A 17210-nucleotide genomic window follows, 5' to 3' on the forward strand; every position below is an offset into this window, starting at 1 on the left:
CCGATAATGATAAATTTGACTCAAAAAAGGATCCTAGCAAAGTTTTGATTGCTTGGATCCTTTTTAATTACTGTTTTCGGCTAGTTATGTCCCAGCCTCTTTTATCCTGTCCAGTGGACATCATTCTTATTGGAGAGAGTAATAAAGTTCTTCTATTTTATCACTTTCGACGGGGCGGCTGAAAAAGTAACCTTGTCCCTCATGGCATTGTTGTTGTTTTAAGTATTTGAATTGATCACTGTTTTCAATGCCTTCTGCAATTACACGGAATTGCAAGTTCTTGCCCATGCTGATGATGGTGTTGACAATGATTTTTCCGTCCCTATCCAGATCATCAATAAAAGACTTATCAATTTTTAATGTGTCGATCGGCAGTTGTTTTAAGTAACTTAAAGAAGAATAGCCCGTACCGAAATCATCAATAGAAACTTTTACTCCTAAGTCTTGTAAATCATGCAGTTTTTTTGCTGAATCATCGATATCTAATAACGTGCCCTCTGTGATTTCCAATTCCAAATAGGAGGGATCGACTTCTGCTTTATGCAAGATTTTTTTCAAGTCGGCTACAAAGTAAGGATCTTGAAATTGAATTGGAGAGACGTTAACCGAAACACGTTGCAGGAATAATCCTTGCTCTTGCCAGCTTTTCATTTGTATACTCACGCTTTGAAGGATCCATTTGCCGACTGGTATGATAAGGCCGGTTTCTTCTAAAATTGGAATGAATTCTGCAGGAGAAATTCTTCCCAACAACCGATTATCCCAACGTAGTAAAGATTCAACACCAACGATCTTATTCGTCCTTAAATTGATCAGTGGTTGATAAACAAGTGAAAATTCATTGCGTTCCAATGCTTCGTGAATTTCAAGTTCGATCTGATAGGTACGTTCCAATTCTCTCTCTTGGTTATCGGTATGGAAATGGAATTGGTTTCTACCTTGTTTTTTTGCATGATACATCGCTGTATCAGCTTTTTTGATCAAGTTCTCAATAGATGGAATCTCCTCATCACCTGAAAAAGGAAAGCCTCTACTAATACCGATACTTGCTGTAACCAACAGCTCCAGATTATCAACACAAATTGGTTTACGGATTGCCGCAAGTAGTTGATTCAATTTGTTATTGATATCTTCCATCGATTGATTTTCCAAAAGAAGAATGAATTCTTCTCCATCATATCGGAAGATAAAATCTTTATCTTGGATGCATGCTTTGAGTCGTTCAGAAATGGTGATTAGTACTTGATCCCCTACATCATGTCCAAAATTATCATTAATTATTTTAAAGCGGTCAATATCAATAAAAAATACGGTTATCTCTTTGTCTGCTGCGTGATGGCAATCATTTATCCATCTCGTAATTTGGTTCCGATTAGGAAGGCTTGTTAAAGGATCGACATAGGCCAATTTCTCTATCATTTGCTCATGTTCTTTTCTTTCTGTTATCTCGCGCTGAAGCAAAACATAGTGTTTGTCTCCGGTAATCTTATTCATAATTGGTGAAATGGTGATATCGCTCCAATAATATGTACCGTCTTTCTTCTTTTGTTTCAACTCTCCAGCCCACTTTTTTTCGTCTTCGATGGTGTGGGTTAGATTTTCTGATATCTCACTTGTAAAAAAATTTCCAAATGAATTTCCAAGCATTTCTTCTTTAGCGTAGTTGGTGACTTCTGTAAACTTATCGTTGACATATTGAATATTTCCATGATAGTCGAAAACGACAATCATCATCATGTCATTGATTGCTTCCTCGATGTCATACTGTATTCTTTCTCTATAGGTTATTTTCACTATCTCATCCATATGACTTTCCTCGCTATTCGACTGGGTTTATGTCATGAAACTTTTTTGTGGTATAATTGTACTATACACCATACCTGCGTCTGTGACAAATAAGTAAATATTTCATGTTCTTTAAGATTCATTCCGATTACTGGGTATCCGGTTCTGGGTAATTATAACCTTTTAAATCAACTTCCATTGATTGGATGGTTTGATCTTCATATGGCTTGTCCCTTTCATCCCGTTCGACCGAGACGATTGCATCTACAACCTCCATCCCTTCAATTACTTTACCAAAGCTCGCATATTCTCCATCTAAGTGGGGAGAGTCTTCTACCATAATAAAAAATTGCGAGCCTGCAGAATCTGGGGACTGTGATCTTGCCATCGATAGCACACCACGTTCATGGGCTAAATCATTTTCAAAACCATTGGAAGAAAATTCACCCGTAATAGAATATCCCGGACCACCTGTGCCATTTCCTTCAGGGTCACCGCCTTGAATCATGAAGCCAGGGATTACCCGATGAAAAATCAATCCGTCATAAAAGTCATCTTCAATTAATGAGATGAAGTTCGCAACTGTATTCGGTGCAATCTTCGGGTATAATTCTGCGATTATTTTTTCATTATTTTCCATTGTAATCGTGACAATTGGATTTTCTTCCACTTCATTTGGATAATCATTAGGATTGGAAGCTTCATTTTTTTCTGACTCATTATTACAAGCCACTAAGAAAACGATAAACAGAAAAGTCATGAGTAAAAGTAATTTTTTCATGCTTTATCCTTCCTTTCTCTGTTTGAGGATTGAATCTGTGTTCATTATAGCATGGATTCTTTGAAAGGGTATTCTGGGACGTCATGCTTGATGGCCACCGATTTTTCTGCTGCGTTCAAGCAGAATTCCTGCTTCGGTGTAACTGGACGCACGTAGAATGGAAGTGGCACCATATTTATCACGGATGGCATCCATTACAAAGCCGATATTATTTTTCTTTAGCCGATTTTCAAATAAATCAAGCTGGATGTCACCGTAATCATAAAGATTGCCAAGAGTAACATAAACATGGCGGATGTTGCTTCTTCCGTCATAGAATTTTCGGAAGAGCTGCATACAGATTTCATGCATATCCATCGTTCCATTTGTGGGCCGATCAATGCTCATGGAGCGGGAAAATCCGCCTCCGGTTTCTGATGAGTAGGAGATACCAAGGCTGATTGTTTTTCCAACTTGGTTTGCAGTTCTGGCACGACGGCAGACCTCCTCACATAAATCCAAAATACAGGTTGCGACTTCTTCCTTAGAGTAATCACGAAGCAGCGAAATTCCATGTCCAAATCCCTTTTGTTCAGTTTTGGTGAAATCACCATAAACTGGACTTAAATCAATACCCCAAGCATGCCAGTAAAGTTGTTCTCCCATAATCCCAAAGCGTTTTTTTAATTGATTCAAATCATAGCGGGCGAGCTGTCCCAAGGTGATAATTCCCATACGATTGAGATTGCGTTTCATTCTGCTGCCGATTCCCCAAATTTTCTCGATTGGGAAGGGCCAAAGTTTTGCTTTCACGTCTTCGTATTTACATTCTGCAATATCTTCCTTTTTTGCATGAAGGTCCATGACCACCTTGGCGAGGAATTTATTATCACCAATTCCGATGGAAGCAGTAAGCCCAAAGTTGTCTAAGATTTCATTTTTTATTTTCTCGGCAATTTCCCGTCGATTTCCAAAAAGACGTCCCAATCCGTTTACCGTTATCCAAACTTCATCAACGGAGTACTGGTGAATCGCTTCCTTTGGTGCATAATTATTAATTAATTTTGTGATTTCCAAGGAAACATGTAAATAATCAGCCATTCGTGCGGGAACAATATGAATGTTAGGGTCATCTGGAAGTTCAAAGTAGCGGCTCACATTACTAATACCATACTTTTCCTTTAAGGCAGGGGAAGCAGCGAGGACAATACTCCCGGGACGATTTAAGTCACCTACAACAGCAAGCATCGTTTTCATCGGATCAAGTCCGCGTTTTACCGCTTCAACACTGGCATAAAAAGAGCGCATATCTATACATAAAACGTCATTTCGCGGATAAGTTGAATAATCCATGTTGCTTTGCACCACCTGACAAGAACGTTTGTTCTATTATATGTAGTTTTTCAGAGGTTAGCAATGGAAAAATGAGGTAATGCGGGTGGAAAGCTTGATGGAACGGGAAAATTCACGGCAAAAAAATCCCACCTGATAAGGTGGGAAGTGAAGGTTATTCTATTCTTTTTGAATTCCACTGATTGTCCCGTCTAGAGTCATTGGCGCAGCCATATCAACAAAAAATAATACAACTGTTGCATCTGTCATTGCTGTAATTGGTGGGAGATCTTTTTCCAAGTCGGTGACAGCTTCATATTTTTCCAAGCTAAGCGAGAAACGGTTTTAGAGCTGGATAGCTTGGAATTTCCAATGTTTGGCTCGATTGTGGATGAGCATCGAGTATGAAGGCGTTTTGCCTTACGGTTAGTGGTGCATCACTGCTCTCGGGTCCAACCATCACATACCAATTTTCATTAGCAAGAGGCTTTTCATGAAATTGGATCGATGGCGGCAACCCGGAGGAGTGGGGACGCAGGAAAATTTGCAGCATTTCAATGTCTTCGCTTTTCGCTTTTTCCTCATGCCAAAAGCTTTCCCCTGCATTCATCATCATTAAACGTCCTTTTTTTATTGTATCTTCTAAGCCAGCTGAATCTCGGTGATAGGAAGTTCCTTTCAGTACATAACTTAAAATCTCATCATTTACGTGTTCATGCATTTTAATTGTTAAGCTTTTTTTCATAAAAGCGTGATCGATATTGGAAAGAGGGCCGAAACCGTAATCTTCCACATCATTTTTATGAATTTTCCCAGGGTGGATTCTTTTGATTGTAAAGTATCCTCTAAATGGAACTGTATGCTCTTTAGCATTTAGTTTTTGTAGCATATTTCTCCTCCCTTCTGAAAGACTGCTATTTACATAGATTATGGAGGAGAAGGGGAGGGCGGGCAAACAATCAGCATCTTACTTCATATCTCAGTTGAGTTCCTGTTTTACTTCTTCTCGATACGTTTCATTACCGATTATATTTCCTATAAAGGAATTCATGTTATGGCCAATCATGATATTTTCCCAAAGATTTAGCTGATCGGTGAATAATACAATCTCTGTTTTATTGCCGTCCAGGTCTTCGGCATAAAGTGCGTCATTTAAAATAAACGCGGTAGAACCACCTTTAGATCCGAAATGAGCGTAGACATCATGATTTGCTTCATTAAATTCCATCAGCCATTCCATTACGTCCCTCATGATTGCAGCAGCTTCAGTCGGCAATTCATCATTTGAAATAATGGCTAAAAGCCTGGCGTAATCACTTGCAGATGCCCCGGGTAAACGATCCGACCAAATTTTTTGAATGTCGAGCGGGTGTTTATAGAAATACGATTCGATATCAATGTCGCTGGCTTCCATCCGATTACTTAAATCTGTCGCCAACTCTCGATACCTTTCGATAGGCATAGCCTCAAGTGCTTCTATGATTTCATCTTTACTCGATTCATTGGCAATGTAGTCAGGGATGAGAAGTGGACTGACCATAGGATAAATCGGTTCATGGTCTGTTAGACCGAGGGAGTTTATCCTTTTGTTGATTTCAGAAACACCAAGAAGGTGCAGGAGGAATTCAGTGTTTGCATTGGAACTGTATGTGATCATTCCTTTTACGATTTCGTGTAATGTTACTTGATTTTCTTTTACTTTATTGTTTGCGCGAATGTCTTTTAACCATTCTTCATGGGCGTTCCCGTCTGTCCCTTTAAGGTAAAATTTGTTTAGTTCATCAAGGGAGATGAGTTGCTGACAGTCTAATAATCCTTCTTCAACTTGAAAAGCGTACTCAATAGCGATGGGGATTTTTACTGTACTGGCTAATGGCCGGACGATATCAGCCTGATACGAGATGATTTCTTCACCATTTCTTGCAACAAAGAGGGAAGTTGTATCTGGGTTGTTTTTCAGGTGGTTGAGTACATAATTAGGATTATCACGAAAGATGAAGGAGGCTGTAACAAAAAGAATTAAAACAATTCCCCCATATATGATTAACCTTTTCTTTGTATACGTTTTTTTGTCTAACAAAATAAACGCGATGAAGCCAAGAATTAGAGCCAGTATATAATTGACATGAAAGAGGAGTACAGCAATGATGATTGAAAACACAATGAAAATTGTAATCACTGCTTCTCGAATTTTTTCCTTGGAACGCTGTTTCTTACTCAGGAAAGGTAAAAGAGTTAGCACAACAATACCTGAGAGACCAATCCAAGCCCAACTAGTCAATATGAACACTCCCTTCTCATTAATAGATTCTTCTTAAGACAGTTAAAATAGTTGCATGGAGAATCATCAATCCTGAAATCAAGAACCAAATCACCAGTTTATATGTTTCATAATTCAAGTGTTGAATGTATTGATCATACATCTCAATTAAAAACCATCCAAGTGGAAGTAAAGGAAATATTATACCATATGATCTGTTCATAATACTTTTTCCGCGTTCATCTTTAGATTCTCTTCCAAATTCAAATTTTAAAGCATAGAAAATGGCAATAAAGAAAATGACTACATAGGTAAGACGTAAAGTGGTTAATAAAGCTTCCATCATTTATCATCCTCCAATTCATATTGAAAAACTTCTTGTAAATCAACATTGAAGAAAAGAGCAATATCAAACGCTAATTTCAAAGAGGGATTGTATCTGTTTTTCTCTAGGGAAATAATTGTTTGTCTACTTACACCCAATTGATCTGCAAGTTCCCGTTGCGATAACCCCCTTTCAGCTCTTAAAATAACAATCCTGTTGCTGATTTTTCTTTCTTGATTTAATGGCATATCATTCACCTCTTCTATTAATAAGGTAACATATTTTTTACATAAGGTAAAGTATTTTTTACCAAAAGTATAAAATACTTTACTGATTATGGTATTGTATGCAGGATTAACATTAAAAATCCCATCCACTGTGCACTAAGGCAGTAGATGGGATTACCTTCATTCTTTTTTTTTATATCATTAATTAATAATATCCTCAGATGGTCCAAATATTTCAAAGTGGATATCCGTTTCAGCAACACCATAGTCTTTCAACATAAGATAAGCCGCACGCATAAATCCTTTAGGTCCACAGAAATAGTAAGCAGCATCAGGACCAGGTAGGACGGTTGAGAGCCATTCGGCATCTATGTGTCCTTTTTTATCATATTGATCATTTTCTTGAGGGGAAGCATATATCGTATAGTTAATGACGTTTTTATGAGCTTCAGTAATTTCTTTCACGCGGTCTTTCATCGCATGAACGTTACCGGAATTGGCTGCATGGATATAAATCACTTTACGATCCGGTTGTTCCTCGATGACTGATTCCAGCATACTCATCATCGGAGTAAGTCCAACCCCGCCACTCAGCAATACTAATGGCCTCGTATCTTTTTGATCTAACACAAACTCTCCAGCTGGAGCACTGATTGGTAGAATACTGCCTTCTTGAACCTTTTCATGCAAGAATGTAGAAACAATTCCTGCCGGATGTTCTGAAGTAGCATCTTCGCGTTTGACACTAATACGATAGTAGCCTTCACCAGGTGCACAAGATAAGCTGTATTGACGCATATGAGTGTATGGTTCGCCTTCAATTTCAGCTTTTACCGTAATATATTGTCCAGGCTCGTATGAAGGGAAAGGATTATCATCGGCCGGTTCTAAATAGAATGATGTAATTACATCACTTTCCACTACTTTTTTCGTCACTTTAAAGTCACGGAAATCGACCCATCCTCCAGTCCTATTTTTCGTTTCCTCGTACATTTCTTTTTCGACAGAAATAAAGACTTCAGCGATGACTCCGTATGCTTTTTCCCACGCCTGGATGATTTCCTCAGTAGCTGCATCTCCCAGTACATCTTTAATAGCAAGTAATAAATGTTTACCAACAATCGGATACTGTTCTGGTTTGATATTTAAACTTTTATGCTTATGGGCGATGGATACAACTTTTGGTAAAATCGCTTCCAAATTGTCGATATGTGCAGCAGCTGCATATACCGTATTCGCAAGCGCACGTGGTTGCTTTCCCTCGCGTTGATTCGTTTGGTTAAACACATTTTTCAATTCGGGGTGGTTTTCAAACATTAATTGATAGAATCGTTTAGTGATTTTCTCTCCATGTTCCTTTAATACTGGAACGGTTGCCTTAATAATTGTTCTTGTTTGTTCATCTAAACCTCTCGTAGCAGTTGTCATATGTCAAGCACTCCTTTTGAAAAATTAAAGATGTATTTTAAATACATCTTTATTGTATATTTAATTTAAACACTATCGCAATAGTAAAAATCTAAATTATGTTACAGATTTTCAACATAAATTTTATAAATTAAAATTGGACGGTAATCGCTTCAAACGAATATACGTTCCGTGGTATAATAAAGGCTAACGTAATGTTTCGTAGGTATGATTTGGTAATTTGACGTTTGCACAGATAAATTTTGAAGTAAAAAAAAGAGGAGAAAGTAAATGAATTTAAAGAAGTATACAGATTATGGCCTTAGGGTCCTTCTGTTTGCCGGCTTGAAATCGGATGGAGAACTTGCGAGCATTAAAGAAATCTCAGAAGTATACGATATTTCTACACATCATCTTGGAAAAATTGTACATGAACTGAACAAGCTAGGATTGCTTGAAACGATAAGAGGAAGAAATGGAGGTATCCGATTAGCGAAACCTCCCGAAGAAATAAATGTCGGACTTGTTGTACGCCAACTTGAAGATGACTTTGCTTTATTCGAATGTTTTGATAGAGGTCAAAATCATTGTGTGATTTCACCGGGATGCACATTGAAGCATGTTGTGAATAAAGCGCTGCATGCATTTTTTAAAGTGTTGGATGAATATACGTTGAAAGATTTGATCCACAATGAAAATGAACTTAAGGAATTGATGGGGATCAACAGATTAAGAGAGTAGTAGATGAGGAGGGGTATCTATGGGGATAAAATTAATTCTCGCAGAAAAACCATCGGTCGCAAAGAACATTGCTGATGCATTAAACATTAAAACGAAGAAAGATGGCTATTATGCTGGTAACGGTTATTTAATTACGTGGGCTTTTGGTCATTTGGTAGAATTATATGACGCAAAAGATTACGAACCAAAGATGCAGCGTTGGCGCATGAATTACTTTCCTTTTATTCCTGAGACATTCAAGTACAAAGTGAAAAGCAACCCACGTAATCGGCAGTCTGCCGATGCTGGTGCCGCTAAGCAATTGAGGGTCATTGAAAAATTAATCAACAATCCGGAAGTGGAAAGTATTATTTCAGCATGTGATTATGACCGGGAAGGACAGCTGATAGGGGATAGTATCATTTATCGCGGAGGAAAGCGTCCCGGGAAACCGGTATACCGTTTACTGCTTAATGAATGGACGCCGAATGAAGTGCAGACTGGATTGAATAAATTAAAACAAAATGATGAAATGAAGCCACTCCGAGATGCGGGAATCAGTAGGCAGTGGGCGGATTGGGTAATAGGGATCAACTTGACCTCCGTCACTACTTTAAAATATCAAAAAGGCAGTGGACAGGCGTTGAATGTTGGGCGGGTACTTCTTCCCACATTAAAAATCATTTATGACCGAGATAAAGAAATAGAAAACTTTAAGCCAGAAGATTATTATAAGCTGGTTGCGGTTTTTGAAACGGAAAAAGAAGATACGTATGAAGGAACCTATATAGTCGGGAAAGAAGACAAGTTTAAAAATAAAGCAGAACTGGAAAGAATACAGTCGGCGGTTGAAAACAAATCTGGTGTCGTCACCGATAAAAAGGTGGAAAAGAAAAAGGAATTCCCACCATTTCTCTTCAATCTATCTAATCTCCAAGGGTTTATCACCAACAAATATCAAGGCTGGACTTCTGATAAAGTTCTTAAAGTTGCCCAATCCTTATACGAGAAGAAATTGATTACGTATCCCCGGACTTCCAGTATCGCATTGGAAGAAAGTTTGGTTGGAAAGACGGCACATGTTTTAAAAATCCATAGTGAGGATTTACCTTATAAAGATGAGATTAAATTTATGAAGACAAGGCGGATTTTTAATAACGCAAAGGTTGAAAGCCATAGCGCCATTATTCCAACATATTTAAAACCGAAGCGATTGACCACTGACGAGAACATCGTATTTCAGGCAATAAAAAACCGTTTTATCATGCAATTTATGCCAATCGCTGAGTATGAAGAGACGAAACTGACGACAAAAGTATCAAATGCACCCATTGATGGAGTCTTTATGACTAAAGGAAGAGTGCAGCTCATAGAAGGTTGGAAAAAGGTGGAGAGTATCCAATCGAAGGATGTCTTATTGCCAAGGGTTGAGGTAAATGAACAAGTGACCATTGCAGAAACCAAATTGACCGATCATGTAACTAAACCACCGAAACAACATACGGAAAGAACGCTCCTTCGAGTGATGGAGACCTGCGGTAAAAATATAAAAGATGATAGTGAACTGGATGAGGAATTGCTCGGGAGTATCCTGACAGGATTCAGCATAGGTACACCTGCAACAAGGGCTGAAACTATTAAAAAGTTAAAGGATATTGGCTACATTACTGCGAAAGGAAAAAATCTTCAATGCACCGAGCTTGGCAGAAGAATGGTTGAAACATTTCCGGTGAAGAGTTTGTTTGATTTGGAATTTACGGGACGACTGGAAAAGGGGCTATCCGATATTCAGAAAGGGGAAGCCACGAGGAAAGACTTTCTCTCGCTTATTTTCCAGTTTACGAAGGATGCAGTGGAGACAATCAAACAGGATGAGGAGAAAACAATCCACGAGGTGACTAAACAAAAAGCTACAAATGAAGTGTTAGGAACCTGCCCTGCTTGTGGTGGAGAAGTGGCCGACAATTATAAAGCATTCAGCTGTAAAAATTGGAAGGACGGCTGTAAATTTGCGATTTGGAAAAATGATAAATTCTTAGCGACGATGCGGAAGAAACCGACAAAAACAATGGTCAAGCAAATCTTAAAGAATAACCAAACGTATGTTAAGGGACTTACAAGCAGGAATGGCAAGAAGTTTAATGCATATCTGTCTTATAAAAAGAAAGAGGGTACGGAGTACTATAGCTGGGAAATGGAATTTAATAAAAAATGAGCTAGAGGGCTGACGAAATTTATCATAAAATGATGAGAATAGGAATATTTTCTTAAAAACCATTGAAAAACCTCCTACTATAAGCTTACAATAGTTATAAAATATAAGCTGGAAAGATATAGTAAGGAGGGTAAGTGAGTTGAAGTCAAAAAAGCTCATCATTATTAACATCCTTGTATTTTTCATCTTCGTTAGTGTTGTGGGCATGGGAATTTACCAAGCGAACGCCAATCGCGATGAATTCGGAAAAATAGAAAGTAAAGATGTTGGAAATGAAGATCAGATGATAGAAGAAGAGAAAGAAGCAGAGGAATTAGAAATTGTCGAGAAAGAAATGAAGAATGAAGGACCTCAAGAGATTGTTGAAAAAGAAACGTTAAGTGCATTAGTATTGAAAGATAAAGAGAAGTTTGTTCTCCCTACAGGAAATGAAACAGATGATATTCTAATAGAAAGTTTAGAAGAAGCTGAAGAAGAAGGGGAAAGTAACGTAGATAAAAGTATTGAAAGCTCATCATCCAGTGGAACAGTGTCAACATCTAATAATATTGGTAATATTTCAAAAAAATCTAGTGAAAAAAATGAGTCAAAAAACAAGCCGTCGGATAAAGACACTCAAAGCGAGCGAAAGTCAAATACAAATAAACCAAAATCACCAGCAACTCCTAGGCCACCTAAGCAAACTAAACCAGTAGAACAGCCTAAGGTGCCGAAAGAATCAAAAGAACCAGAAAAGCCTGTCGTAACAGACCCTGAACCAGAACCAGAAAAACCCGTAGAGAAAGAGCCTGAACCGGAACCACCGGTTGAAGAAGAACCTGATCCAGGTGATAAAAAGGGAGGACTCCATAATAATGAATGAACATAAAAAATTATCCTCCTTAACAACTTAAAACGTTTACATTTATAGCTTAATGAATTAAAGTTTGCTATCATTGTATAGTAAGTTATATGATTATGAGTAGAAGCGTTCTTTCTCTACATATGTCATATGAAAATAGAAAAATCGCTAATACTATAACTACAGAAAAAATCAAAAGGGATGGTGTAATTCCAATGAACAAACCCAAAATCGTTGTCTTGGGCGCAGGCTATGCCGGATTGACGGCTACGAGAAAATTAGCTCAAAAACTGTCGCCTGAAGAAGCAGAGATAGTATTAATCAACAAGCATAATTACCATTACGAAGCAACTTGGTTACATGAAGTCGCAGCTGGTACGATCAATCACAACCAAGCACGCTATATGATTTCTGACGTTGTTAACCCGAAACGTGTACGTTTAATTTATGATACAGTTGTTGAAATTAAACAAGAAGAACAGCGTGTTGTTTTAGAGAACAGTGAAGTTGAATATGATTATCTTGTCGTTGCCTTAGGATGGGTAACAAACACGTTTGGTATTAAAGGAATGGAAGAAAATGCATTCTTCATTCAAGATATCGATAGTTCCCGTGTAATTCGCGAGCATATTGAATACAAATTCGCACAATATAGCAGTGGAGAATCTACTGACGAAAGTGACTTGACGGTATTAGTTGGTGGAGGTGGATTCACCGGTATTGAATTCGTTGGTGAATTAGCTGAAAAGATTCCTGAGCTATGTAAGAAATATGATATTCCACGCAATAAGGCAAGAATTATTAACGTAGAAGCGGCGCCATCTATCCTTCCAGTATTTGATGATGACCTTGTAGCTTATGCGAAAGAATCTCTAGAGGACCGTGGTGTCGAATTCCGGATCGGAGCAGCAATCTCTGAATGTACTCCAGAAGGTTTCGTTGTTGGGGACGATAAAGAATTGATTAAAGCAGGTACAAGTGTATGGACAGGTGGAGTTATGGGTAGTCCGGTACTTGAAAAATCAGGTTTTGAAGTCTTTAGAGGTAAAGTAAACGTAGATCCAGATCTTCGTGTGCCTGGCTCTGAGAATGTGTTCATTATCGGTGATTGTTCATGGACAATGAACCAAGAAACAGGCAAGCCTTATCCACCAACAGGCCAGTTGGCAACTCAAGAAGGTGCTTATGTGGGAGAAGCTCTTAAGAATCTCTTATATGGCCAACCACTTAATGGTTTTGTCTATATTGATAGAGGTACAGTTGCTTCACTAGGTTTCTCTGATGGAATTGGAAATATCCTATCAGGAACTAAATTGAGAGGTAAAGCAGCTGCAGCAATGAAGAAAGTTGTAGACGACCGTGCACTTCTGACAGTCGGGGGACCAAAAGCATTACTTAAAAAAGGTAAATTCCGTCCGTTTTAAATTGAATTTCTACTGAAAGTCCAATAATAAAGGAAAGAGGAGTAGATAATCCATGAAAAGAATTTGCAACCTTTTATTGCTACTAGCTGCAGCGGTGGTAGGATACCGAGTAGTGAGCGACATGATGGAAGATTCAAGAGACTTCCGTTAATACAATGAGTTTAAAAGTCATCTGATTTGATAAATCAGATGACTTTTTTAATTTGCTCTGACATGGTAATGAGGTATGTAATTATTCGAACTTAGCCATATTAAAACAGAGGTGATTCCATGCGTCACATGTTCATATGTTTTCTGCTTACTCTTTTTTTAAATTGCATTATTTTCATTCCGACGGATGTGAAATCTGAACAAAAAACGATTTTCCTTCAACAGGAGGAACTTAAATCTTATGCTCTTACCGAGTGGGAGCAAGGCTACATCAATTGGAATAAGTTAGATGAACTCTTGGAGCAATTACAAAGTGAAGTTAGTGAGCCTCCCAAAAATGCAACTTTAGGAGAAGGACTTCAAATAATAGAAGAAGATAGTGGTGTGAGTCTGGACCGAGCTGCTTTTACCATCAATTTTCTCGAAGCTTTTTATAAAGGGGAAGACAGCAGTATTCAAGTACCGAAGAAAACAGTGTATGCACGTGTAGATAAAGAAATGCTCAAGGAAATTACCCGGAAAAAACTTGGTTCGTATACGACATTTTATAATTCAACAAACAAAGAGCGATCTACGAACATCATGTTATCAGCAAAAGCTATGCATGGAACTGTTATTTTTCCTGGAGAAGTGTTTTCGTTCAATAAAACGGTAGGTGAACGAACAGAAAAGAGAGGATATAAAAAAGCCCCCGTAATTGTAAAAGGTGAATTTGCAGAAGATATTGGTGGAGGAATATGTCAAGTATCATCCACGCTTTTCAATGCCGTAGATTTAAGAGGAATTCAAATGATTGAACGATTTACACATAGCAGAAGTGTTCCTTATGTTCCGCCTGGTAGGGATGCGACGGTAAGTTGGTGGGGACCTGACTTTTCCTTTAAGAATTTATATAACGAACCGATTGTCATTACTGCGAGAGCAGCTTATGGGAGCTTGACCGTTGAAGTGTTTTCTTCAGAAACTGTAGAACACTTCCAAGATAAATAAATTGAAAAGCAGCATTTCCCACCTTATGGGAAATGCTGTTTTTTCTTGGTTAAGGCGTTGTTGATGAACGATTCATACAGCCTCAACAACCAAATGATTATTATTCTGCTTTATGAAGTTCAAGTTCAAAGTGGATTTTTACATCATCGGATACAAGTACTCCACCTGTTTCTACTGCAGCGTTCCATGTCAACCCAAATTCTTTACGGCTGATTGTAGTCTCCCCACTGAATCCAGCAACAATTCCACCACTCATTGGGTCTTTACTTTGACCTTCAAACGTAACGTCAAGTGTTACTTGTTTCGTATGACCGTTCATAGTAAGGTCACCAGTCACATCGTATTCGTTAGATCCTCTGCCTTTAATATCTGTTGCAATAAATGTGATCGTTGGATGCTCCTCCACATGGAAGAAATCTGCTGAACGAAGGTGATTGTCGCGATCTTCATTGCGCGTGTTGATACTTGCAGCATCAATTGTTACTTCAATTTGAGCACCTGTTAAGTCCTCAACATCTGCAACAATATTTGCATCGAATTTGTCAAAAGTACCTTTTGCTTTTGAAATCATCATATGCTTTACTGTAAATCCTACTTCACTATGTGCTAAATCTACTGTCCATTTTGTTGTCATGGTAAATCCCTCCAAAATATTTATTAAGTTAAAGTTTCCTTACGTGACTTACTTTATGTTACTTAGTATAAAATAATAATTCTATGATGTCAAGTGTTCTTAATTAAAATTAACTTATTTAAAATTAAATTTACAATCAAGTACTCTTACCATTCATTTACCACAATTTGTAAATGATTAATCGTTATTAAAAAGGATTTTAATAATGAAATACTTCAAATACTTCGTTATAATGAGGAAAATAGAAAGGGGAGAGATTACATGGGAGAATATATTCCGACGTGGGATCTGGAGTCTTTGTTTCCTGGGGGAAGCACATCAAAGGAATTTAAAGTTTATCTTGAAAATATCAACGAAGAAATAAAGGTATTATCTGACCAATTACGTCAACTGGATTCTGAGCGCAAGAATTTAGTTGAAGAAGTGGTTAGTTTTATACGTCAATTAGAGCAAACCATGTTTCATTTTCGAGAAGCAGCAGCATTTATCAGCTGTCTTAGTGCTCAAGATGTAACGGATGAACATGCCAATACGCTTGTTTCCAAACGTGGAGCATTATCTGCTTCATTTCAAGGAGTTTTAACAAATGCCATGCAAAAGTTTGCTGCAATCCCCGAAGAAACATGGATTGAACTTGTAAAGCGGACAGAGTTAGCTGGAATTGAGTTTGTCATGAATGAATATCGCGACACTGCCAAGGATTTATTATCAACTGAACAAGAGTTGCTGATTAATGATTTGTCTGTTGATGGCTACCATGCGTGGAATCAAATGTATAGTACAATAGTAGGAAATATGAAAGTAGAAATAGAGGAGGATGGGGAAGTCAACAGCTACTCTATTGGTCAAGCATCCAATAAACTAACCGCTGAGGCACGTACAACAAGGAAGCATGTGTTTGAAAAATTGCAAGAGGCATGGGAGGACCAATCTTCACTATTTGCTCAAACACTTAACCATCTAGCGGGATTTCGATTACAAACTTATAAACATCGTAAATGGGAAAATGTTTTAAAAGAACCACTGAAGATTAACCGGATGAAGCAAGAAACTCTTGATGCGATGTGGTCCGCAATATCGAATAACAAACAGCCTTTTGTAGACTACTTACATAGAAAGGCAGAAATATTAGGTGTTGAAAAATTGAGTGTATACGATGTCGGAGCACCAATCGCAAATGACGTTAGACGATTCAGTTATACAGAAGGTGCAGATTTTATTATAGAGCAATTCCGCACTTTCAGTCCCAAAATGGCAGATTTTGCACAAATGGCATTTGAAAATCGTTGGATTGAAGCTGAGGACCGTGCAGGAAAGAGACCTGGAGGATTTTGCACAAGTTTTCCGGATAGTAGAGAAACGAGAATCTTTATGACTTATTCGGGGACATCTTCAAATATTTCTACATTAGCTCACGAACTTGGTCATGCTTATCATCAGCATGTGATGAATGATTTACATGGATTGAATCAACGCTACGCAATGAATGTGGCAGAGACCGCTTCAACATTTGCGGAAATGATTGTTGCAGATGCAACGATCGGGCAGGCGAAAACAAAGGAAGAAAAACAAGCATTATTGGAGGATAAGATTCAACGGAGCGTGGCATTTTTTATGAATATACATGCCCGTTACCTATTTGAATTAAACTTCTACAAAGAAAGGGAAAACGGTTTTGTACCAGCAGCTCGTCTTAATGAAATGATGGTGGAAGCGCAGAAAGAAGCATATCAAGATGCGCTGGATGAATACGATCCATATTTCTGGGCTTCAAAATTACATTTCCATATAACTACGACACCATTTTATAATTTTCCTTATACATTTGGTTATTTATTTAGCCTTGGAATTTATGCTCATGCGAAGGAGAAAGGTGGCAACTTTGAAGAAGAGTATATTGCTTTACTAAGGGACACTGGACGTATGTCAGTTGAAGACCTCGCGATGAAACACTTAGAAGCGGATATCACGAAAGAAGATTTTTGGGAAAGTGCTATCCGTTTATGCGCGCGGGATGTAAAGGAGTTTCTAGAGCGTTAGAGTAAAATGTTTGTGGGAGAACATATACCCTGTCTTTGGTGTTGAAGTCGCAAGACTTCAACACCAAAGACAGGGCAAGCAAGCGAAGCGCGGTAGTATA

General features: G+C 38.1%; 16 protein-coding genes. 6 read left to right on the forward strand and 10 right to left on the reverse strand.

The annotated features are described in order from the left end of the window. Nucleotides 1-126: 126 nt before the first annotated feature. The 9 genes from ACFSBH_RS14240 to hmpA form a co-directional block, all read right to left on the reverse strand. Entirely contained in the window at nucleotides 127-1806 is a 1680-nt protein-coding gene (locus ACFSBH_RS14240) for a putative bifunctional diguanylate cyclase/phosphodiesterase (RefSeq protein ID WP_379598194.1), read from the reverse strand. 127 nt (nucleotides 1807-1933) lie between these two features. Then, entirely contained in the window at nucleotides 1934-2566 is a 633-nt protein-coding gene (locus ACFSBH_RS14245; RefSeq protein ID WP_379598196.1) for a peptidylprolyl isomerase, read from the reverse strand. Nucleotides 2567-2647: 81 nt separating this feature from the next. Then, nucleotides 2648-3898 (reverse strand): DNA polymerase IV, encoded by a 1251-nt coding sequence (locus ACFSBH_RS14250; protein ID WP_379598198.1) that lies wholly within the window; start codon nucleotides 3896-3898, stop codon nucleotides 2648-2650. A gap of 159 nt (nucleotides 3899-4057) precedes the next feature. Beyond that, complete coding sequence (locus tag ACFSBH_RS14255) at nucleotides 4058-4204, reverse strand: hypothetical protein (protein ID WP_379598200.1); 147 nt, start codon at nucleotides 4202-4204, stop codon at nucleotides 4058-4060. A gap of 1 nt (nucleotide 4205) precedes the next feature. Then, nucleotides 4206-4766, reverse strand: a complete 561-nt coding sequence (locus ACFSBH_RS14260; RefSeq protein WP_251512469.1) for a pirin family protein — start codon at nucleotides 4764-4766, stop codon at nucleotides 4206-4208. A 90-nt stretch (nucleotides 4767-4856) separates the two neighbouring features. Then, nucleotides 4857-6158 (reverse strand): serine hydrolase, encoded by a 1302-nt coding sequence (locus ACFSBH_RS14265; protein WP_251512471.1) that lies wholly within the window; start codon nucleotides 6156-6158, stop codon nucleotides 4857-4859. A gap of 19 nt (nucleotides 6159-6177) precedes the next feature. Beyond that, on the reverse strand, nucleotides 6178-6483 hold the full coding sequence (locus tag ACFSBH_RS14270) for a hypothetical protein (protein WP_251512473.1): 306 nt from the start codon (nucleotides 6481-6483) through the stop codon (nucleotides 6178-6180). Continuing rightward, nucleotides 6480-6710 carry a helix-turn-helix transcriptional regulator gene (locus tag ACFSBH_RS14275; RefSeq protein ID WP_251512475.1) on the reverse strand — a complete coding sequence of 77 codons (231 nt, stop codon included), beginning with the start codon at nucleotides 6708-6710 and terminating at the stop codon, nucleotides 6480-6482. Before ACFSBH_RS14275 ends, ACFSBH_RS14270 begins: the two co-directional genes overlap by 4 nt. A 180-nt stretch (nucleotides 6711-6890) precedes the next feature. Then, complete coding sequence (hmpA, locus tag ACFSBH_RS14280; RefSeq protein WP_251512477.1) at nucleotides 6891-8117, reverse strand: NO-inducible flavohemoprotein; 1227 nt, start codon at nucleotides 8115-8117, stop codon at nucleotides 6891-6893. 270 nt (nucleotides 8118-8387) lie between these two features. Here hmpA and ACFSBH_RS14285 point away from each other — a divergent pair, with 270 nt between their 5' ends. The 5 genes from ACFSBH_RS14285 (at nucleotide 8388) to ACFSBH_RS14305 (ending at nucleotide 14436) form a co-directional block, all read left to right on the forward strand. Continuing rightward, nucleotides 8388-8837 (forward strand): RrF2 family transcriptional regulator, encoded by a 450-nt coding sequence (locus tag ACFSBH_RS14285; RefSeq protein WP_251512479.1) that lies wholly within the window; start codon nucleotides 8388-8390, stop codon nucleotides 8835-8837. A 19-nt stretch (nucleotides 8838-8856) separates the two neighbouring features. Beyond that, nucleotides 8857-11031, forward strand: coding sequence for a type IA DNA topoisomerase (locus ACFSBH_RS14290; protein ID WP_251512480.1), 2175 nt, complete (start codon nucleotides 8857-8859; stop codon nucleotides 11029-11031). Nucleotides 11032-11170: 139 nt separating this feature from the next. Next, the gene (locus ACFSBH_RS14295) at nucleotides 11171-11893 is read left to right on the forward strand and encodes a hypothetical protein (RefSeq protein WP_251512482.1); all 723 of its coding nucleotides are present in this window, start codon (nucleotides 11171-11173) and stop codon (nucleotides 11891-11893) included. A gap of 194 nt (nucleotides 11894-12087) precedes the next feature. Next, on the forward strand, nucleotides 12088-13296 hold the full coding sequence (locus ACFSBH_RS14300; RefSeq protein ID WP_251512483.1) for an NAD(P)/FAD-dependent oxidoreductase: 1209 nt from the start codon (nucleotides 12088-12090) through the stop codon (nucleotides 13294-13296). A 339-nt stretch (nucleotides 13297-13635) separates the two neighbouring features. After that, nucleotides 13636-14436 (forward strand): VanW family protein, encoded by an 801-nt coding sequence (locus tag ACFSBH_RS14305; RefSeq protein ID WP_379598204.1) that lies wholly within the window; start codon nucleotides 13636-13638, stop codon nucleotides 14434-14436. A gap of 100 nt (nucleotides 14437-14536) precedes the next feature. Here ACFSBH_RS14305 and ACFSBH_RS14310 read toward each other — a convergent pair whose 3' ends face one another. After that, nucleotides 14537-15070, reverse strand: a complete 534-nt coding sequence (locus ACFSBH_RS14310; RefSeq protein WP_251512487.1) for a YceI family protein — start codon at nucleotides 15068-15070, stop codon at nucleotides 14537-14539. Between the two features lie 261 nt (nucleotides 15071-15331). Between ACFSBH_RS14310 and ACFSBH_RS14315 the strand changes: the two genes are divergently transcribed. Beyond that, complete coding sequence (locus ACFSBH_RS14315; RefSeq protein ID WP_379598206.1) at nucleotides 15332-17110, forward strand: M3 family oligoendopeptidase; 1779 nt, start codon at nucleotides 15332-15334, stop codon at nucleotides 17108-17110. The last annotated feature ends 100 nt before the right edge of the window (nucleotides 17111-17210 follow it).

The organism is Oceanobacillus luteolus (assembly GCF_042678205.1).
Lineage (GTDB): Bacteria > Bacillota > Bacilli > Bacillales > Amphibacillaceae > Oceanobacillus > Oceanobacillus luteolus.